Raw genomic sequence first — 20,422 nt, 5'->3', positions numbered from 1 at the left:
AGAATAACTTGAGTAACTCCAATAATTTTTTTCCGAGAAAAATATTTTTTGTTTTCTTGCTTCACCTGCTACACCTACTTCACCTTTAAAGACATAATGTGCTAAATAACAATCAATTACAAATCAGAGGTGTAGATGTGTAGATCAAAAACAATCTTTTTTTACACTTAATTTCTTTCTGACTGTACAACTTTCAATGAAAAATATTTTTGTTTTTTCAGCGTCACTTCCGTCACTTCCGTCACATCCGTCACGCAAAAGGCCTGTAACAAATCCAAAATACTGATTATTAAAAAATTATATACTAAGCAATAAATATCTCTCTAATAATCTTTTTTATTCCTTGTAGATGGATTTTTCAAAAAATCAGTATTGGCATTACTTTTCTGTTTTCCATAAATACCTGTATCTTTAATGGAAACCTAATGACCACCAAAAAACAACTCATATTCTCATAAAACCCTATGAGTGCTACGTTTTTATATTGCAGTAATGGCAACTGACCACCTTAAAAAAAATCTGTGGCTAGCGTTTTTCTGGGGTTCGCAGCACCGTAAAAGAAGATTCCTGTAAAGTAACTATTGAAATTTTGGGATGTATACCAGAATCTCTATATCTTAAGAAGCGCCTTATCTCTATTGGGATAAGTACTTTTCTTTCAGTTGCTCCTGCTTTTTCTTAAAAGATACTCTTCAAAAGTTTCTGCTTCCCATTCTCTTTTTTCAGTTGAAAATCTTACATACAACGGCAGCTCATATTTTTCATTGGAAGACTGATCAGATAAAAAAGTTAAGATTCTATCCAGTGACACATCGAAAAGCTTTTCACTACATATTTTGCTTAATTCAAAATTATAGCTTGTATTGTTATCCATAACCACGTGAAGACCAAAGGTAATAGGTTTTAATATGGGAATGTCCTTCTTTTGCTGAGAATAGATTTCATACTTTATCTTATTGCGGGTATAGGATAAAACGGTTTTGAAGGACTTCCAAATCTCAAGGCTTTTTTCATGATAGATCAGTGCAGCCAAAAAGGGAGATGAAAAACTATAAAATACCTGAAGGGAGAAGTCTTCAAAATTGGCATTATATTCTTTGTCAGATCTAGTCTCTTTAAGGACAATGGGTAAATCCGTAAACTGTTCTTCTATATATTGTAAATCAACTTCACCGATACTGCCTAAATGATTAAGCAAAACAATAATATTTGTGTTTTTATGCATCGTATTTTTTTTCAGTACCAAAAATACATAATCTCACCAAATACTTACGATAAGGGACTACTCATTTTTATGATATTTTTTGTTGTGATATTTCACGAAATGTTTTTGCTGTTTGTAAAGCATGGTCTGAAGATGTCTTACCAATATAGGATAAAAACGTTCTTTCTGTTTTGTGTCCTTTAATAGCCATTACTGTGGGTTGGTAAATCTTTTATCTCCTAGAAATTAGTAGCAAAATTTCTTATGCAAATATGGGAGCTTACAAGATTGAATTTTTCTGCCTCTCGCGAAAATTGCCATCTAAATATGATCAAATAAATGACGGAAATAAATTTCAGGTGATTCTAAAAAACTTTTTGTTATTTGATAATGTTCAGTATCTTTATGGTTTACAAGTTGAATATTTTCATCCAATAAGAAAATATCAGCTTTAGGATAACTCATCAGAATAGGGGAATGTGTAGAAATAATAAACTGAGCTTTACCTGTTTTCTCAAGTTTATGTATGATTGATAGTAATGAAAGTTGTCTTTGTGGAGACAAAGCTGCTTCTGGTTCGTCAAGAATATAAATTCCCTTTTGAAAATGATTATGAAACAAAGCTAAAAATGCTTCACCATGAGACCTGTGATGTAGTGATTTCCCTCCATATGCGTCTAAAATCTGCTTGTCTTCTTCAGCAATCTTGTCAATATATGTTGAAAAATTAAAAAAGCTTTCTGCTCTCATAAAAAAGCCTTGTCCAGTTTTAATTTTCCAAGACAGTGTAAGATATTCTGATAATTGGGATTCAGTTTTGTGGAAATTGTAATTATGATTTCGACTACCTCCAGACAGGTTAAAATTACATTTATCAGCAATAGCTTCTAATAAAGTAGATTTTCCTATTCCGTTTTCACCAACAAAAAATGTGACACTCTTGTTTAGTTTAATATTTAATCCGTCTTTCAAAAAAGTAAGATTGAAAGGAAAGGCTTTAGGACATTCTTCTTTTAGATAAATTCTTGATAAATAAAGCATAGTGTAATTCTTAACATTAGTTTTTAATTTAACTACAAAAATTATGCAAATATCTTAAATCATTTTCCTTGGCACTATAAAATTTTATAAATCGTCTTGAATTTTAATAAAATTTTGTTCACAAGTTTGAAATAAAAATCTCACTTATTTTACAAAGTACTGAGCAAATATACAATAGAATTAGAGATCTTACCTTATATTTCTGTTGAAAAAAGAGGGTTTGAATTCAAAGTACATCTCTGTGGTATTATTAATAGTATTTTATATAAGCTTAAAAACAGGTATTGAATGGTATCTTTTACCTATACTTCAGTTATTAAGCAAAGAAGTTCTTCATTATAAAAAGTCTTTGGATATTATCGTAAATGGTGTAAAGCAAGAAGATGAAAAGCCTGTTGGAGTAGTACTTTACAAAAGAACAAATCAAAAATTGATTTATCCAGTGGAGATGTAGATGGTAGCCACACAACAGCCTTGCTTGGTGATGAAGCAGTTGGTTATCAGGGTAGGAAAAAACGGAAACAACCAATGCTATATATCTGACTGATAGAAACAGTTTGCACTTAGCTATGTCAATACCTATTTGTAGAAATAATAACAATCTTTTTACTATTGAAAAACATTTTGAGCAGATCACAGATTTTTTACATCAATCAGCTATTCCCATTGAATGGGATTTCCCTGAATTTTGATGCAGGATTTGATGCTGAAAATTTACGTAAAAAAGCTTTCAATTTTGGAATAATAGCCAATATTCCTAATAATAAAAAAACTCATAAATATATAATGATTATTATTTTGATCATCAATTATACAAAGAACGATATGCTATCCAAAGAACAAATGCCTTACTGGATATCTTCAGATCAATACTTAAAAGGTTTGACACTTCAATAACAAGCCGAATAGAGTTTAATTATCTAGCTTTCATTGTGATTGCTATGAAAAAGTTTCAAAAAATAAAGTCCAGATAAGCTCTGTGTCAGAAAAAATTAGAATATAAAATTATTAATAAAAACAGCTATATATATCCAAATTAAGGAACACTACCTAACACGCAATATTTAACTTTTCTTGCCAGCTTCTTAAATGTTTATTGTTTCTCTCAAAAAAACTCAACTCACAAAAATAAATAACAGACATTTATTTTTAAACTTTATTTATACCGAAGCACTATTGTCCGATAAAATTTAAATTTTCATTTTTTTAATTTTACAAAACATTGATTATCAATTTGTTGTATTTTTACATTTTACAATTTCTAAAAACAAGCTATCAAAAAAGTGTAAGCTGTTCAGATTCTAGCCGCTCTATTTGCAAGTCTTTTTCTGGGTTTTCCAGAAATTTCATCAAATTGATATAGTTGAAAAGGTGGATTTTGCAAAAACTTACCAAATTTGAAAATGAGCAATTGCGTTTGACTCTCTTTTTAATTACCACAAGCAAAACATTAACAGTCAATACGCAGTAAATCTGTATTTTAATGGCGTTTTCATTATCTCCCAGAAAGTATTTTAAGGGAAAGTTTTGTTTGAGCTGTTGGAACAAAAGCTCTATTTGCCATCTTGTTTTGTAGAGAGCGGCAATCAAATTAGCCCGCATATCAACCAAATTGGTTAAAAATTCAAATTCTCTTTTGTTTTGGCGTTCATAAAACGTCACTTTTCTCAATGTTAATTTAATATTGCTTTGCCTTTTTTCACCTCAATTTCTATGACTTCATCTTTTAACCCCCTGAATGAATATGACTTTCAATATCTAATTTTTCTATTTTCAGATACGAGGCATTATCCTTTATTCGGGTTACAAGTCCTGTGTTTTGTGATGTGAAATGCTTGAAAGCCTTGTAGTCATTGTATCCTTTATCAAAAACATAATCATACAAAGTACTTCTTTTGGGAATATGATTGAGCCGAAATCCCGCCATTTTAACTGATAAACCTAACATTGCTCCTGATATTTCACGTAGGGAAGTACATTTTGAAAAAGAACAAAAAAGCATACTTATCAGATGATCTTTCGTCTTAAAGCGTTTGGTATAGCGGTCGGAATCACATTTTTTAACCTCTTTGCCAATCAATCCTTCATCAATTAAAGAAATCAGCTGTCCGAAAACCGATTGGGTAGAAAAATGATTACTTTTACTCATCGTATTTTATTTCTTTCAAAACTAAATTAAGACAATTTCAAGAAGCCTTTAATTAGGCTTCTTTTTTATCGGACAACAGTGATACCGAAGCTAGTTTATTGTAATTTCTCAATGAAAAAAGAAAGATTACTTAAAACAGCAGGACTGGTCATATTATCATTACACAGTATTGTAATACGATATATTTCTCCGGTAGTGTGCAATGAAACTAGTATTCTACCTTGGTCTCTAACAAGAGGATTAAATGATAAATTCCATCCAATCCAGTTATTAGAATTTACTGTAGCTTGTGTTTGCTTGAGTAAAGCTGAAGTAGAACTGCTACCAATCAATTCTCCCCATATTGTCATTTGGGTTGTAATGCTTGGACTTAATTGAATTGAATTCGCACTATTTTTTACATTATTAACAAGTCCTCCATATCTAATTGATAGATTTCCGAAAGTTGTTTTAGTAGCTTCTTGAACTGCAGCATCTGTTGTTGTAGGGATTGGACTGACTATCTTCTTTAAGTATTGAACTGGATTAAGACTTACATTTTCTCCCACTGTAGCGTTACAATTTTTCCCCAAAAAGCTTATTGGAAATGATACCGTATTTGGTGAGGTAAAGTTGGGCGTTCCCGATATTGAATAGGATATGGAGCCATTACCATAATTAAGTGTTCCAGGATTTAAAGTAAATGTAAGTCCATTCTGGGAGAATGAAGTTCCTGAAAAATAGGTTCCTCCATTACCTTTGATATAAGGAACAGTAAGTGTCCCATTATAAACAGCTCCAGCAGTAAATGTTGTCGGAAAAGTAGAAGAATCTGTACAATTAAGTGATAAAATATCAGGAAGTACAGTAGGATTGTTATTCAACGATCTCCATTCTGTACCATTCCAAAATACGAATCCCTTAAATGTAAATCCACTAGTTCCCATATTGTAAACCATCAAACCATCGGTAGGAGAAGATATCGTCTCTTGGTCTGTAGAACCTTTTAAGGCAACTCTTGGAATAAGAATTCCTTTGTTAGTAGAAGCCACTTCCAAAGCTGCGCTGACATCAGGAGAAGTAATCCCAATCCCCACATTACCGGAGTGATAAATATTTTCTGTAACCGTAGCTTCACCGGTGCCTGTAGTAGTGGAATGCCACGGTTGTAAAGTGGTAGTAACCATCTTTTGCCAAGCAGAACCATCAAAGTAATAATAGCCAACAGAAGTAATATTAGATCTCTGACCTGTTACATTTCCTCCAGAAACATCCGTAATGTAAACCATAGCTCCTTTCTGGTCTGGGCCATAAAGCGTATCACCTTTACTCGTAAGCTCAGCTATTGTAAGACGCGGAGCCTGAAGTCCTGCAATATCTGTGGAAACTGCTAATCCTGAAGAATCTTTTTTACCATTTATGTCAAAGGTACTTTTGGGAGTGGTTGTATTAATGCCCACTCCGGAAGATTGTGAATAAACTATCTGAGAAAATAGAACAATCACTGTAATAAAATTTTTTTTCATTATCATTCAGTTTAATTTTAGAATCATTTAGCTAATAATTCAATTTTGACAAAGGATCACTGCACAGTATTTGAAAATTAACTAACAGATAATCATAATAGTTATTTTAAAGAATAATAATCCATATAACTGTTTTATTATAAAAAGTTTTCACAAGCATTTACATTTTCAACTCAACCATCATTATTAAAATTGAAGTGTTATATAAATAATCTCGTTAAATAAAAAAGCAAACTTACTAAAAAAAACATATCCTATGATTATTCATATAAAAATAATTACAAAACAAATAAAAACTAAAGCAAAACAAATACCATTACTATTATAATCAGAATGTAAACTCACTAACTTCAGCTATATTCAAAATTATAGTTTTGGCTAATAAATTCATTGTTATCGTTGGGGAAATTTTGCTAAAGTGTAGGAAAATTATTTGACATTAGAAGCTTAAAACTACCCACTCACTTAGATCAATATATTAGAAGTAAGTATATAATACGAAATTCATTTGAGTTGTAATTAGGATTTCAATATTTTAAATGTTTCAGTTATGTATATACGAACAGTTACAAAATTCTTATACATACAATTTTGTCCGTTATTCTCTAGATTTTTTTTAGTAATTAAATTTGGAAAATAAATTTTAATAAATGGAATTAGTAAGTAAAATAATTTATTGGGTATGTTATGTCTATTATTTGTACGTATTCGGATATGCGTCATTATTCAAAATCTTTCAGAAAGAATCTATGATGAAAAGTATGCAATTGCTGGGTTTCAATAGAACATGGACAATAATGATTGGTGCATTAGAGTTTATTGGCTTTATATTGATTGTTGTGGGATTAATTAAACCACAATTCAGAAATTTGGGAATTCTTTTTCTATTTCCTTTTGCAATCGCTGCATTCACTACTCATATGGCTCATGGAGAGTATAATCATTACTATAATTCCTTAATAATGTGTGTATGTTCGGTAATTCTGCTAATGTTGGATAAGAATTTTAAAATAATAATTTAATAACTGTTATGTTATTGAATAGTAAATCACCGCAATTTATATTAGCGGAGATTTTATGTTTTGTCATACCTCGACTCACCCCACTCATCCATGCACTTGATGATTTCTTTAAGAGATTGGCCAAGTATTGTTAATTCGTACTCAACTTTTCGAGGGTATTGGGGGTAAATGATTTTGCTTATTAATCCGTCATTTTCTAATTCTTTCAGCCTTTTGATGAGCATTCTTTCGGAAATTCCTTCAAGTTTATTTTTAAACTCTCCAAATCTCAGTTTCTTTTCTTTTAAAAGATAGGCTAAAATATTTATCTTCCATCTACCACCAATCATTACCAGCGTATACGAAATGCCACAATAATTATTCAGATAATTTAGATTGACATTGTTTGTAGAGTTTTCCTTTTTTGTTTCCATATCTAACTTCTAAAATGTTTTATACATTACTATTAATTAATTGTAAAAGAATAAATTGTGTATTTAGGGCTGAAGTAATACAAAAATACGTATTTAAGTTTCAGATAACAAAAGAAATAGGAATACGAACAAAATTAAATTACCGTTTGCATTTAATTTTTTAGTAACAGATATAATTCAGAATACATAAGATTGGCAGCGATACTTTCAAATGACCTCCCCCAAAAAAATACATGGAACAGTCTAAAATAGAGAAATTTGTATTTTATGACTGTTATTGATGAATTCATTTGGCGTTAAATTCCCTGGCGAGCTATGAGGTTTGTATTTATTGTAATCATCACTCCAAAAATCCAATTTTTGCTGTGCATCTCGTAAGGAGAACATTAAGACACTCATCCCGTAATGAACCGTTAAAACTCTCAATAAATGCATTTTCAGTAGGTTTTCCCAGTCTTGAAAATTCTAATTCTATTTTTTCATAAGCCCCTCTATCCAATTCTTTGCTGATAAATTCAGGACCATTATCTATTTTTATACGCTCGGAAAAGCATTCTTTTCAAAGGTAATATTTTTTAATATTTCTGTGACGTTTCTACCTTGATGGAAATTCCCGCCTCAATAGCCAAAAATTTTCGACCATAATTATCAACTAAAGTCTAAATCTCTTTCGATCAAACAAGGCATTGCTCATGAAATGTATGCTCCAGCATTTGTGTAAAATGGAAGATGTACGATCCGTAGGCTTTCTGTTTCTTGCAGATTTTATTCTCTTATTCTTCTTCCTACGCAGATTAAAGCCTTCCTCACAATAAATCCGATACACCCGTTTATGATTATCTTTCCAACCCTCACGCCTGAGAAGAAAGCGTTGAATGCCATAAAGGACACAAATTTGTGAAAGCTACCAAATCACAGCTCCTTCTTAATGATATTTGTAATTATAACATATTTCAGAATTACAAACGATTAAGAAAAACAATAATATTTGTGTTTTTATGCATCGTATTTTTTTTTAGTACCAAAAATACATAATCTCAGCACATATTTACTATATTACGATAAAGGACTGATCATTTTTTATGATATTTTCTCTCCCTTCTCTTTTATCTCTCTAAAAGTTTTTGCTGTATTCAAAGCATGGTCTGATGAGGTCTTTCCAATATACTGCAAAAAGGTAGTTTCTGTTTTGTGTCCTGTTATAGCCATAACCTGGGGCGTGGTGAACCTTTTGTCACCGTAGAAATTGGTAGCAAAACTTCTTCTGCAGATATGGGTGCTGACGAGATTATATTTTTCTGTCTCTACAATCTCATTGCGTTTTAGATTGTCATCATAGATCCTGCCTTTTAAAATCTGATTAATGCCGGAAAGTTCACAGACTTTCTTAATAAGGCTGTTGAAACGGGTTGCATTACTATTTAAAGTTGCACCCCTGAATAATGGAGGAAAATGATCCCTATACTTTTTAAGAATTTGTTCAACCTCATCATGGATGGGTATGCTCACATCTTTACCTGTCTTACGCTGGACAAGGTCTATAAATCGGAAGCTTTCCCCTTCAGAATCTGTTTTAGTGAAAATTTTTGTTGGGTTCATCTCCAATAGATCACTCACACGCTGTCCCGTATAACAGCCGATTAAAAGCCAGTCACGGGCATGAAGCAAGTCTTCCCCTATAATATTGGCGTTTTTGATTTTTGAAAGTTCCTCAAAGTTTAAAAATACTTTTATAGAGGTTACACTCTCAATGGTAAACTTATCAACCTGAGGGTGAAGCAGCTTGCCGTTTGCTCTGGCATCCAGCAATACTGTTTTCAGGTTCTTTAAGGTTCTGTTAGCAGTTGATTCCATTAACTTGTCTTTTACCATAAGCCAGTTCTTAAATTCAAGCATTACCCGTTTGTCTACCTCAGCAAATACATAGTTCTTTTTCTGAACTTCCTGAAATCTTGAAAATTTATCCTCAAGCATAAGGTACTGGTGATCGGTAGTCTTTTTAGTCTTAGCCAATGCCCGAAGCTCGTTAAAGTTTTTCATGTAGTTGACCACAATATCATCGCTGGTTTTTACATCTATTCTCTCAAAAAAAAGACTGATCTTATTTTTAAGCCAATGCGAATCAAATAGAACACCACCAGAAAAATCCTTATTATATTCTTCTAAAACAAATTTCTTTAAATCAACAAGCTCTGCAATCAGATTTTTATTATGGGGATTGTTTTGTTTGGGAAGAGAAGTCTTATCGCTCCAATCAGAATAATCAATCTGCAAACCTGTAGAATTTCGCATTTTAAGATCTTTCGATATTGATAACTGAATTTGTATTGCACTGCCCTTTGTTTTGCTACGCAAATAGTATTTTACCGTTGCCATATAGAATATTTTAAAACAAAGATATTCAAACTAAACAATGTGTCAAAATTTGTGTCAATATTTTCGCCTATTTATGAAATGAGATAAAACCTATTGCAATGAAGATTAATTACAAAAACACCATATATAGATTGAATACGAATAAATTACTACATTTTCAGAGGAAAATAGAAAAATAACACATTGCAAACTTGTAGTACCTACGGAATGACAAATAGAATGCCAAGTCTATTCATGCAGTCTGTAATTCCGTAGGAATCTAATTGGAATCGTTAAAGTTTCGGCTAAAGCCAGTGGAATTTGGGGTATCGTTTCTAAACGGGCTCCCGTCATCTAAGCTCAGGATGATAAACCGTTTCTATTGAATATCTAGAACAGTTTACTCAATATTCTGAAACGATAATCAAAGATATGTTCCAGTTTCTTTTTCACGAAAAGATCGTGGACAATTTCTCCTAAAAATCCCATGGGAAGTTCATAGTCTATAGTATCCTTCATCAATACGCCTTCTTTATTGGAAATAAATTCATGATAGTGGTTCCATAGTTTGTACGGACCTTTTTTCTGAAAATCAATGAAACTTTTCTGAAAATCTACGTGGGTGATCTCCGTCTGCCACTTCATTTTGATACCGAATAATGGAGAAACATAATAATCGATGAGCATTCCTTCAAAGATTTCATCATCTTCCATTTCCGTTAATACGACGAAGCCCATATCCTTCGGAGTAATTTCTGAAAGATTGTTTGCGGAGGAAAAGAACTTCCAGGCGGTTTCTATATCACAATTGAGCTGTTGTTCACGGAAAAGAGTATGCTTCATAAGACCGGATCAGTTTATCTGATTGTTGTGAAACAAATGTATGACAAAGATTTAATTATAGATCCACATCAGTACTGGTTTTCCCGATTTCTGAATCATCGGATCAATTTCTTTCATGGCATTGTTGGAAACAGTCGGGCAGCCCCATCCTTCGGGAGATCCGTCAGGAAACACTTCCTCATCGCTCATAAGATCCCAGGAATGAAAGACAATATATCTTTTTAAAGCATTGCTGTTGGTTTCTTCAAGGCCGTGCATAAGGTATTTTATATTGATTCCCCAATCGCTGTAGCCTCTTCCTTCCAATTTATACTTTCCTAAAGATGAAAGGTGGCTTCCATCTTCATTGCTGAAACTCGGATTGGCTTTAGAATTATCTTTACTCCAGGAATTGGAACCGCAACCATGCCCTACCAGATATTTTTTCGTAATCTTATTATTCTTAAAATCCCAGACAAAAAAACGGTTAACGCCGGAGTGAAGGCTCATATCAATGAGAATACAGAAATCTTTGCTGAGGTTCTTTGAAGCACAGAATTTCAGGGCTTCTTCTGCTTTTATTTTTAATTTAGAAAAATCAGCTTCAGGTTTCTTTTCTGCAACTACTGATGTTTCTACCGTTCTTATTGTATTATTTCTCCTTTCCTGAGAACATGAACAGATCCAAAAGATGGTGAAAAACCAAAAAACCTTTTTCATATTTTATTTATAATGCTGAAAGATTCCGAAATCAGAAGGAGTCCAAAGTGCGGCTTTTTGCCCTGCTGCCTTCAAAGCGTTATTTGACCAGGTGTTGCAGGTATACAGAAAGCTATAAGTCCCTTTTGCATCATAAAAAGCATCGTTATCACCGTAAACAGCATTGGTAGGGATCAACATAAAATTTCCGTTCTGATCTCTGTCAAATTTATCTTCCACATATTTCACCAGATTTTCATACTGACTTCTGCTGATCATAATCATTTTACAGTCATCGCCTTCTTTCATCGTATTATAATAAGTACAGTGCATAGCTGAATCACTTAGCCAGAATGCAGCTTTTATGGCTGTTGAAAATTTCAGGTCTGCCCACGTAGGTGTATCAAGATAAAAACCTTTATCTCCCCATCCTATCCCTATATACTGATAGTCTGTTCTTTTTGATTTTGTATTGGCAAAAGGAATTTTCCGGCTCCAGTCCTGCAAATCGTTTTTCACAGGCATTACAATATCGGTATGCACTCCGTTGGTATAAATGTAGATTGGAATTTCTTTCTTTTGTCCGTCATCTTTTGCGGAAACAGGAATATAGGGAATCAACAACCCAAGGATGACATAAATAATCACAATCCCTAAAATAATTCCTACCACTTTCAGGAGATACATAAATATTGTTTTCACAGTCATGTTTTTTAATAAAATTTAATCTTTAATTTTTAGTAAAAGTATTTGTTTTAATCGAAAAATTAGCTATATTTAGTTACGAAATATTCACAAATATGCGTAAAAATACTAAATCCCAAAAAAGGTTTAAAGTAAGAGTAAAAACTGCTCCTAAAAGAATACAAAAAAGACGTTGATTTTCGGTGAGATTCTGATCTCCTGAAAATCAATTTTTCTTTATAGGAAAGGCTTTTTAAGAAACTTATTAATGTAAATCTTCACCTCCTTAAAGCGAAAAATTTAAGGAATGGTCGACCATCAGCTCTGGTTTGGAACTTCAAAAAATTCCAAAAGAGGGATTGTCACCAAAAGTTCAGAGAAAACTCAGTCAGAAGATTTCTGTAAAAACTCAATATTTCTTTTGAGTCCTGTAAATTTAGTACGTTTTACGGGAGACTTTCTGAAGATTTCTGAGAAAATTTCCTGAGTAAGTTCCTTCCATTCTCCTTTTTTGAAGTTTTTCAACGCTTCATTGGGTTGGAAGCGGCTCTGTTTGTTAGGCGCTGAGAACCTGTTCCAGGGACAAACATCCTGACAGATATCGCAGCCAAACATCCAGTCTTCCATTTTATCTTTAAAATAATCCGGGATTTCGCTTTTGAGTTCTATGGTTGCATAGGAAATGCAGCGGCTTCCATCTATAATTTTTTCAGAAACAATGGCATCTGTAGGACAGGCATCGATACATTTTCTGCAGCTTCCACAATGATCTGTAGTGGCGTGGTCAGGAATCAGCTCCAGATCGCAGATGATTTCGGCCAGAAAATAAAAAGAACCGCTTTGTTTGGTAATGAGGTTGGCATTTTTCCCTACCCAGCCTATTCCTGATTTTTTAGCCCACGCTCTTTCCAAAACCGGCGCAGAATCTACAAAGACACGAAATCCAAATTCCCCTATTTCTTCCTGCAGCTCTGCAACCATTTCACGGAGTATTTCTTTGATTACTTCATGATAGTCTTCTGCATAAGCATATTTTGAGATTTTAAAGTTCTCCAGCGCTGAAATTTTTTCTTCAGGAAAGTAGTTGTAAGAAAGTGAAATCACAGATTTTGAACCTTCTACCAATAGTCTCGGATCAAGTCTTTTGTCGAAATGATTTTCCATATACTTCATTTCGCCGTTGTAATTATTCTTCAGCCATTTTTCAAGATGAGGAGCTTCTTCCTCGAGAAAATCAGCTTTGGAAATGCCACAACTCTGGAATCCAAAACTTTTTGCCTTGGACTTTATGAGTTGGGAATATTTTTCAGCGTCTGCATTCATTAATTTCACACTGCAAAATTAAGATTATTTTATCAATCTTCAGATTTATGCCAAAGTACCTCCCACGAATGGTTCTTTCTGAAAAAATTATGTTTTAATTAGGATTTTTTTCAAAAAAAAAATACGTAATTTCGTTTCTAATTTAATATTTAAACCAACAACTATGTCTTTAATAGAAGTAATACAATCAGGAAACTATGAATTAATCGACGTTCGTGAGCCAATGGAGCTTGAAATGGACGGTAATATAGATGGTGCTAAGAATATTCCTTTAGGTGAAGTAGAAGACAGACAGGATGAGATCCTATCTATTGAAAAGCCTGTTATCTTATTCTGCAGAAGCGGAAACAGAAGCGGAAAAGCATTGGATTATCTTAACGCTCAAGGATTAAAGGACGGTTATAACGGCGGAGGCTGGGCTGAGCTGAAGGCTGTTCTGGAAGCAAATCAGGGAACTTTTTAAAAGTTCCTTTTTTTATATCTTATTTCTATGAATCTGAAAAACTATTTTGAAACGCTTTGTTCTTCTTTCACCGAAAACAAACAGCTGATCGACAGTCTGTGGAACGAAGTTGAAACCAGATATTCTGAAAAAGGCAGACACTACCACAATCTTCTTCATCTTGAAAATATGTTCAGTGAGCTTGAAGCTGTGAAAAGCGATATTTCAGATTTTACAGCCATTTCTTTCTCCGTGTTTTACCATGACGTTATCTACGATGCTTCTTCTAAGTCTAATGAGGAAAAAAGTGCGGCCAAAGCAGAAAAAAGGCTTGGAGAACTTGATATAGATAGAAATAAAATTTCACTCATTTCTGCGCAGATTCTGGCAACAAAATCACATCATCAATCCGATAATGAAGACACCAATTATCTGCTTGATGCCGACCTTTCTGTATTGGGTATAGATTTTAAAACTTATTCAGAATATACTCAGAATATCAGAAAAGAGTATTCTATTTATCCTGACTTCCTTTATAAACCGGGACGAAAAAAAGTGCTCAAACATTTCCTTGAACTTGAAAGTATCTTTAAAACAGAATATTTTAAGGATAAATATGAGGCTCAGGCAAGGGAAAATATTGCTGCCGAGCTACAGTTATTGAAATAAAAATAGATCAATCTGTTGATTTAACAAAGACACCCGTTAACAGGTGTCTTGTTGATATTGTATATTAGAAATAATTGCTGATAAATCCGGCCGCTTTCTCCAATACAAGCTCAGGCACTTCTTTATGCGGTGTATGTCCTATACCGGGAATGATATATTTTTCTGCACTTCCACCGACCTGAGTAACTGTTTTTTCTACCTGATCCAATGTGCCATATTCATCGGCTTCTCCCTGAATAAATAACAATGGAGCTGTAATATCTTTCAGGAAATACTCTATATTCCAGGTTCTGTAATCATCCCGTGTCCAGGTTTCTGTCCAGGCTCTGAAAAGCATTTCTACTTTATCACCATGATATTTCTGCAAACGTTCCGGAAGATTGGTCGTTTTGTAAGCTTCCCATGCGTCGTAAACTCCTTTTAAAGTTGTTTTTTCTACAAAAATATGACCAGCTTCACAGATAACGGCTTTTATTCTTTCGGGATATTTTGCAGCGGTGATCAAAGCAATTGTTCCCCCATCACTGTGCCCGAACAGGACAACGTTATCAATATTCATTTCAGTCAATACATCATTCAACAGATCTGCTTCCAGTTCCATATAATGTACCGGCCTCTCATGAGTAAGCATAGGAAACGATTTCCCATAGCCTAAACGGTCATAAGCAAGAGTATTGCATTGTGTGATCTCAGCCAGCTTAGCCGGAAAATCTCTCCAGAGCTGCACAGATCCTAATGAATCATGCAGAAAAACAATGGTAGGCCTGTCTCGAAGTTGATTATTGTGTTCGATATATAATTTTTGTCCCTTTACATCAATTATTCTTCCTTCCATCGAATAAAATCATATCAAAAAACCGGCATTTTCGTTTCTTCAAATTCTTTTAAAAGATGGCTGAAAACAGTTTCCACCGGAAGAATTTCATCAATTAAAGCAGAAACCTGGCCTATTTCTAGTTCTCCCTCTTCCATATCTCCTTCAAACATCCCTTTTTTTGCTCTGGCTCTTCCCAGCGATGCGATTAAAGCATCTTTGTTTCTTCCGTTCACATAAATATCTTCCAGCTCATTGAAGAATTTATTTTTAACCATTCTTACAGGAGCCAGTTCTTTCAACGTAAGGTGTGTATCTCCTTCCTGGAGTTCTGTAATTTTCTTTTTCCAGTTTTCATGGGCGCTAGCTTCGTGGGTAGCAGCAAAACGGGAACCGATTTGTACACCGTCCGCACCAAGAATCATTGCAGCCTTAATTTGTGAACCCAAAGCAATTCCTCCGGCAGCGATTAAAGGTTTAGAAATATGTTTCTTTACATTCGGAATAAGACAGAATGTGGTGGTTTCATCTCTTCCGTTGTGGCCTCCTGCTTCGAAACCTTCTGCAACAACAGCATCTACTCCTGCGTCTTCGCATTTTACAGCAAATTTAGTAGAAGAGACTACGTGAGCAACCTTTATTCCTTCTTTCTGAAGGGTTTCCGTATAGGTTTTCGGGTTACCGGCTGATGTAAATACAATTTTCACTCCTTCTTCAAGGATGATCTGAATGATTTCATCAATATTAGGATATAACATCGGTACATTTACCCCGAATGGCTTATCTGTCGCCAGTTTACATTTCCGGATATTTTCTCTCAGGATATCAGGATACATACTTCCTGCTCCTATTATTCCTAATCCTCCACAGTTAGAAACTGCAGAAGCAAGTCTCCATCCTGAATGCCAGATCATGCCTGCCTGGATAATTGGATATTTAATATTAAAAAGGTGTGAAATTCTATTGTGTGTAGCCTCCATGTCATGAAGTTTTTTTGCAGCGTTAAAATCTATAAAATTGCTCATGTGTAAAAATAATAAAAACAACTGTTTTCCGGGAAAAATATGTCAATATTTTCTATCATAGCTTATTATTCTTTAAAGCTTATTATAAAAAAAACCTTCAGAAATTCTGAAGGTTTTGATTTTATTTTGTTAAGGATTGTTTCTTCCAGTTAGACTTAAAGTTACAGGTGTCGTAACGTCCGTCAATTGAAATAAAGGTTGTCGGTAACTTTGAGTTGACAAACTTTTCAACCATTTCACTTTTCTTTTTATTCAGCGCCATCTGCTTGATTCTGCTGAAATCTGTTTCCAGAGTAATCTGGTGAGAAGGAATCACATCTTCAACTTTGATGATCTTGATTTGTTTTCTCTTATTCTCTTCGTCTTCAAAAGCAGTAGTGATATCACCTTTGTTTAATCCTGCCAATTCGTAACTGATTGTTCCAGGGATACTTTCTCTTTCAATTTTATCAGAGCCATCAGCTCCAGGAATGATCCCGGCATTGAATTTTGTTCTTTTATCGTCAGAGAATTTAAAAGCAGCATCTTTAAACGTCATTTTACCATCAACGATAAGACCTCTTATACTGTCTAATTTTGCTTTTGCTGTTTTGATCTCATCATCAGTAGGTACTGCTTTTAACAAGATATGTCTCGCATCATATACTTTACCAGATCTTTTCACTAACTGAATAATATGGAATCCGAATTCAGATTCAATAGGATCTGAAATTTCATTTTCCTGAAGGTTCAATGCTGCAGCTTCAAATGGCTTTACCATCTGTCCTTTATTGATATTTTTATATAATCCTCCATTAGCGGCAGATCCTTCATCTTCAGAATAGATTCTTGCCTGGCTTTCAAAAGTTTCCCCTCCGATAATATCCTGCTTGATTTTTTTCAACCTGTTGATAAGCTCTTGTTTGTGAGCTTCTGTAAGTGACGGGTAGATCATAATCTGAGCTAAAGTAACTTCATCTTTTACCTGTGGCAGCTGTGTTTTATACATATTGTAAAAATCAGTTACCTCATTAGGAGTTACGTCCGCTTTATCAGTTATTCTCTGGTACTTTGCCTGTCCGTAATACTGGTCTGTATCAATTTTTTCAATAGCATTTTTCAGTTCATAAGCATTTCTGAACTTATAAGCTGCAAGCATTGTTTTTTCATCCGGAAATTGAGAAAGCATCTGACGGTATTTTGCATTAGCCTGTTCTTTGATTGCTGCAGAACGATTTTCAATTAAGGTATCTTTTTTTGCTTCGTATACAAGAAGCTTATTGCTGATAAGGTTTTCCAGGAACTCACATTTATCTGTGTTGGCAGCTCCCTGTTGTTTACCATAATTCATCTGCTCGATTACATCAGATTCCAATACAATCTCATCCCCGATAACAGCTGCAATACCATCCACCAAATCTCCTTGTTTTAGCTGGGCATTCATCATATTTGAAGAGAATATCATGATGAAAATCCCAAGAAGAAAAGTGATTTTTAGTTTATTTGTCATTTTACTATTTTAACAAGTTGCAAATTTAGAATTCTTAACGAATTTCACTCAATTTTTTATTATAAATATTTCTTAAAAAGACTTATTTACTGCAGTTCAACATCAAATGTCGTTAATTCTTTGAATTGTCTCAATCTGCTGAACATATCTGCTTCGTTTACTTCTTCTATTCTTTCTGTTCCGAATTTCTCTACAGTGAATGAAGCCATTGCAGATCCTACGATAAGAGCAGATTTCATCGTTTCGAAGTCAATTTTTCCTTTTTTAGCAAGATATGCCGCGAAACCTCCTGCAAAAGTATCTCCAGCTCCTGTCGGATCGAAAACATCTTCCAGTGGAAGTGCCGGGATAGCAAATACTTTATTATCATGGAAAAGTAGAGCTCCGTGCTCTCCTTTTTTAATGATCACATATTCAGGACCCATTGTGTGGATCTTTTTAGCTGCTTTCACTAAAGAATATTCTCCTGAAAGCTGTCTTGCCTCTTCATCATTGATGGTAATAACATCTGTTTTAGCAATCATATCCATTAAGATATCCCATGCAGAATCCATCCAGAAGTTCATGGTATCAAGGATAACCAGCTTAGGACGGTTGTTCATTTTTTCAAGTACAGATAACTGAACTCCAGGGTGTAGGTTTCCAAGTAGTAAAATTTCGGCATCCTGCATTGAATCCGGGATTTTCGGATCAAAGTTCTCCAACACGTTTACTTCTGTAGCCAAAGTATCTCTTGTATTCAGATCGTTGTGGTATTTTCCGGACCAGAAGAATGTTTTTCCTTCTTTCACAATTTCAATTCCTTCGATGTTTACCTCTCTGTTTGTGAACATATCAAGATGTTCCTGTGGAAAGTCTCCTCCTACTACAGAAACAATTCCGGATTTAACGCCTAAAATTGATGAAGTGATCCCGATATAAGTGGCTGCACCTCCTAAAATTTTGTCCGTTTTACCAAATGGTGTTTCAATTGCATCAAATGCAACACTTCCTACAACTAAAAGTTTCATATATTTTTCAATGTATATTAAAAGTAATTATTTTTTCCATTCAAAAGTGTCCAGCAGATGTTTCATATCATTTTTGATATAGTTCACTGCAGGCGCAAGAGAGTCCGGTTTCGGTCTCGTATTAAAGTATAAGTAAGCAGTCACGAAGTGTTTCGTACTGTCTGTAATGTAAAACTGAAGATTGGAAGCACTCTGCCCTTTCAATTCATAGAAGTTTCCATATACTTTCTTTTCAGGGTATTCAAAGGATTTTGTATCAATGGAACTGGCTTTGATGGTATGCTCATATACCATTTTTTCAGCTTCCTTAATATGGTCAGCAAAGTCGTTTTGTATAGGGTAATAGGTAATGAAAAGCTTAGCTTTCATTTTTGGATAGTTCAGATAGAACCAACAAGGTTTCTTCGCTGGAGCAATCGAAGCAAAGTCCGAATACTCAAAGGTATAGGCGCAATCGTTTTCAAACTTCTGGTATTTCGGTGCGGGATATTCAAGACGCAGTTCTCCATAAGGTTTTGGTGAAGGGTCTTTTCCACATGAAATTAAAAGCAGCGATACAAAAATAAAAATGACTTTTTTAATCATTTTGCAAAAGTACAAATTAGATTTCAGATTTCGGAAGACAAATTTCAGTCTTTCAGTGCGTTTTGAATGTAAATTTCCAAAGGCTTCGGAAAGGATTTTTCATGAGAGCCTTCAAGGTCTGTAATCAGGTATTGATTTTCAGCGATAAAATCATTCCATTGTTTTTCTGAAGTAACCTCGACATTCCAAATTTCAATGCTTAAATTCTTATGAGTCAGTTTATGGGTGACTGTTTTTGAACCTGTAATGAAGGGTTTCATATCGGAAGGAATAGCTGTGGGAAACTCAAATAATTTCTTCCATATGAAGTCATCTGCTCTCTGACGGATCAGAAATTGTCCTTTTCTATGAACAAAATAATAGGTCAAAGCAAGATCTTCTGCTTTTACTTTTTTCGTTTTTACAGGATAATCTGAAATTTTTTGCATGGAAAATGCCAGACAATCTTCATTTACAGGGCATTCTCCGCACAACGGATTTTTGGGTTTACAGATTTCCGAGCCGATATCCATCATAGCCTGATTAAAGTCTCCTACATTTTCCGGCATTACCAAGGCGGCCAGTTCAGAAAAATAGGTAAACGCTCTTGAATTTGAAATATCGAAGTCATCGGCAAAAAGACGGCTCAAAACGCGGTAGAAATTTCCGTCAACAGCAGGCATTCTTCCACCGAAACAAATGCTTGAAACAGCTGCTGCAGTATATTTTCCTACTCCTTTCAGTTTTAAAATTTCTTCATATTCGTGAGGAAAGACACCCTGATAATCGTTCATGATCTGCTGGGCCGCTTTATGAATATTGATGGCTCTTGAATAATATCCCAATCCTTTCCAATAGAGTAAAACTTCATTTTCTTCAGCCTCCGCCAATGTTTTTACATCGGGAAATCGTTTAATGAAATTATTATAATGATTCAATCCCTGATTGATTCTCGTCTGCTGAAATACAATTTCACAGATCCAGATTTTGTACGGATCTTTTGTCTGTCTAAAGGGCAGATCTCTTGCATTATTTCTGTACCACTCCAAAAGCCTGTTTCCTATATGAAGGAATTCTGAACCTGTTTTATTTTTTTCCAAAAACCAATCTTATTTTAAATCATTGAAGAGATGATTTTCTCTTCATCCAGAACATTGTTTCTATGCTGCAAAGATAGGTTTATTTTATTTTT

At 34.1% G+C, this 20,422-nt stretch carries 22 protein-coding genes and 1 pseudogene; 5 read left to right on the top strand and 18 right to left on the bottom strand.

Annotation, left to right across the window (positions count from 1 at the left end; all coding sequences use genetic code 11):
• Positions 1-658 precede the first annotated feature (658 nt).
• Together RHP76_RS21830 and RHP76_RS21825 are read right to left on the bottom strand one after the other, a co-directional pair.
• Positions 659-1,225, bottom strand: coding sequence for a hypothetical protein (locus RHP76_RS21830; protein ID WP_311228766.1), 567 nt, complete (start codon positions 1,223-1,225; stop codon positions 659-661).
• 300 nt (positions 1,226-1,525) lie between these two features.
• Positions 1,526-2,245, bottom strand: coding sequence for an AAA family ATPase (locus tag RHP76_RS21825; RefSeq protein WP_311228765.1), 720 nt, complete (start codon positions 2,243-2,245; stop codon positions 1,526-1,528).
• Positions 2,246-2,465: 220 nt separating this feature from the next.
• Between RHP76_RS21825 and RHP76_RS21820 the strand changes: the two genes are divergently transcribed.
• The gene (locus RHP76_RS21820) at positions 2,466-2,699 is read left to right on the top strand and encodes a hypothetical protein (protein ID WP_311228764.1); all 234 of its coding nucleotides are present in this window, start codon (positions 2,466-2,468) and stop codon (positions 2,697-2,699) included.
• A gap of 170 nt (positions 2,700-2,869) precedes the next feature.
• A complete protein-coding gene (locus RHP76_RS21815; protein ID WP_311228763.1) occupies positions 2,870-3,142 on the top strand; it encodes a hypothetical protein in 273 nt (90 codons plus the stop codon).
• 378 nt (positions 3,143-3,520) lie between these two features.
• Here RHP76_RS21815 and RHP76_RS21810 read toward each other — a convergent pair whose 3' ends face one another.
• The 3 genes from RHP76_RS21810 to RHP76_RS21800 all read right to left on the bottom strand — a co-directional run bounded on the left by RHP76_RS21810 (position 3,521) and on the right by RHP76_RS21800 (position 5,899).
• Positions 3,521-3,907 carry a transposase gene (locus tag RHP76_RS21810; protein WP_311228762.1) on the bottom strand — a complete coding sequence of 129 codons (387 nt, stop codon included), beginning with the start codon at positions 3,905-3,907 and terminating at the stop codon, positions 3,521-3,523.
• Between the two features lie 64 nt (positions 3,908-3,971).
• The gene (locus RHP76_RS21805) at positions 3,972-4,394 is read right to left on the bottom strand and encodes a DUF4372 domain-containing protein (protein ID WP_311228761.1); all 423 of its coding nucleotides are present in this window, start codon (positions 4,392-4,394) and stop codon (positions 3,972-3,974) included.
• 95 nt (positions 4,395-4,489) lie between these two features.
• On the bottom strand, positions 4,490-5,899 hold the full coding sequence (locus tag RHP76_RS21800; protein WP_311228760.1) for a phage tail-like protein: 1,410 nt from the start codon (positions 5,897-5,899) through the stop codon (positions 4,490-4,492).
• 650 nt (positions 5,900-6,549) lie between these two features.
• Between RHP76_RS21800 and RHP76_RS23500 the strand changes: the two genes are divergently transcribed.
• Positions 6,550-6,921, top strand: a complete 372-nt coding sequence (locus tag RHP76_RS23500; protein ID WP_409193501.1) for a DoxX family protein — start codon at positions 6,550-6,552, stop codon at positions 6,919-6,921.
• A 53-nt stretch (positions 6,922-6,974) separates the two neighbouring features.
• Here the strand turns inward: RHP76_RS23500 and RHP76_RS21795 are convergent, their stop codons facing one another.
• The 7 genes and pseudogenes from RHP76_RS21795 to queG form a co-directional block, all read right to left on the bottom strand.
• Positions 6,975-7,334, bottom strand: a complete 360-nt coding sequence (locus tag RHP76_RS21795; protein WP_311228759.1) for a winged helix-turn-helix transcriptional regulator — start codon at positions 7,332-7,334, stop codon at positions 6,975-6,977.
• 243 nt (positions 7,335-7,577) lie between these two features.
• A pseudogene (locus RHP76_RS23495) lies at positions 7,578-7,833 on the bottom strand (transposase).
• Positions 7,834-8,414: 581 nt separating this feature from the next.
• A complete protein-coding gene (locus tag RHP76_RS21790) occupies positions 8,415-9,710 on the bottom strand; it encodes a tyrosine-type recombinase/integrase (protein WP_311229053.1) in 1,296 nt (431 codons plus the stop codon).
• A gap of 369 nt (positions 9,711-10,079) precedes the next feature.
• Positions 10,080-10,532 carry an SRPBCC family protein gene (locus tag RHP76_RS21785; RefSeq protein ID WP_311229052.1) on the bottom strand — a complete coding sequence of 151 codons (453 nt, stop codon included), beginning with the start codon at positions 10,530-10,532 and terminating at the stop codon, positions 10,080-10,082.
• A 51-nt stretch (positions 10,533-10,583) separates the two neighbouring features.
• Entirely contained in the window at positions 10,584-11,231 is a 648-nt protein-coding gene (locus tag RHP76_RS21780; protein WP_311229051.1) for a murein L,D-transpeptidase catalytic domain-containing protein, read from the bottom strand.
• A gap of 3 nt (positions 11,232-11,234) precedes the next feature.
• Positions 11,235-11,918 carry a TIGR02117 family protein gene (locus RHP76_RS21775; RefSeq protein WP_311229050.1) on the bottom strand — a complete coding sequence of 228 codons (684 nt, stop codon included), beginning with the start codon at positions 11,916-11,918 and terminating at the stop codon, positions 11,235-11,237.
• A 360-nt stretch (positions 11,919-12,278) separates the two neighbouring features.
• Positions 12,279-13,217 carry a tRNA epoxyqueuosine(34) reductase QueG gene (queG, locus tag RHP76_RS21770; RefSeq protein WP_288442589.1) on the bottom strand — a complete coding sequence of 313 codons (939 nt, stop codon included), beginning with the start codon at positions 13,215-13,217 and terminating at the stop codon, positions 12,279-12,281.
• A 163-nt stretch (positions 13,218-13,380) separates the two neighbouring features.
• On the opposite strand from queG, the gene RHP76_RS21765 reads away from it, so the two are divergent.
• Together RHP76_RS21765 and RHP76_RS21760 are read left to right on the top strand one after the other, a co-directional pair.
• Positions 13,381-13,680, top strand: coding sequence for a rhodanese-like domain-containing protein (locus RHP76_RS21765; protein ID WP_047377132.1), 300 nt, complete (start codon positions 13,381-13,383; stop codon positions 13,678-13,680).
• Between the two features lie 27 nt (positions 13,681-13,707).
• Positions 13,708-14,328 carry an HD domain-containing protein gene (locus tag RHP76_RS21760; protein WP_311229049.1) on the top strand — a complete coding sequence of 207 codons (621 nt, stop codon included), beginning with the start codon at positions 13,708-13,710 and terminating at the stop codon, positions 14,326-14,328.
• Positions 14,329-14,392: 64 nt separating this feature from the next.
• Here RHP76_RS21760 and RHP76_RS21755 read toward each other — a convergent pair whose 3' ends face one another.
• The 6 genes from RHP76_RS21755 to mutY form a co-directional block, all read right to left on the bottom strand.
• Positions 14,393-15,163 carry an alpha/beta fold hydrolase gene (locus tag RHP76_RS21755; protein ID WP_311229048.1) on the bottom strand — a complete coding sequence of 257 codons (771 nt, stop codon included), beginning with the start codon at positions 15,161-15,163 and terminating at the stop codon, positions 14,393-14,395.
• A gap of 14 nt (positions 15,164-15,177) precedes the next feature.
• On the bottom strand, positions 15,178-16,122 hold the full coding sequence (locus RHP76_RS21750) for an NAD(P)H-dependent flavin oxidoreductase (RefSeq protein WP_062676472.1): 945 nt from the start codon (positions 16,120-16,122) through the stop codon (positions 15,178-15,180).
• A 166-nt stretch (positions 16,123-16,288) separates the two neighbouring features.
• Complete coding sequence (locus RHP76_RS21745) at positions 16,289-17,656, bottom strand: peptidylprolyl isomerase (protein ID WP_062676359.1); 1,368 nt, start codon at positions 17,654-17,656, stop codon at positions 16,289-16,291.
• An 86-nt stretch (positions 17,657-17,742) separates the two neighbouring features.
• Positions 17,743-18,666, bottom strand: coding sequence for a PfkB family carbohydrate kinase (locus tag RHP76_RS21740; RefSeq protein ID WP_062676360.1), 924 nt, complete (start codon positions 18,664-18,666; stop codon positions 17,743-17,745).
• Positions 18,667-18,693: 27 nt separating this feature from the next.
• Entirely contained in the window at positions 18,694-19,251 is a 558-nt protein-coding gene (gene gldD, locus RHP76_RS21735; protein ID WP_062676361.1) for a gliding motility lipoprotein GldD, read from the bottom strand.
• A gap of 44 nt (positions 19,252-19,295) precedes the next feature.
• Positions 19,296-20,330 carry an A/G-specific adenine glycosylase gene (mutY, locus tag RHP76_RS21730; protein WP_288442096.1) on the bottom strand — a complete coding sequence of 345 codons (1,035 nt, stop codon included), beginning with the start codon at positions 20,328-20,330 and terminating at the stop codon, positions 19,296-19,298.
• Between the last annotated feature and the right edge of the window lie 92 nt (positions 20,331-20,422).

Source organism: Chryseobacterium sp. SG20098, from assembly GCF_031844745.1.
Taxonomy (GTDB): Bacteria; Bacteroidota; Bacteroidia; order Flavobacteriales; family Weeksellaceae; genus Chryseobacterium; species Chryseobacterium cucumeris.
Note: the sequence above shows the minus strand (reverse complement) of the source record. Positions and strands in the feature narration are given on the sequence as shown.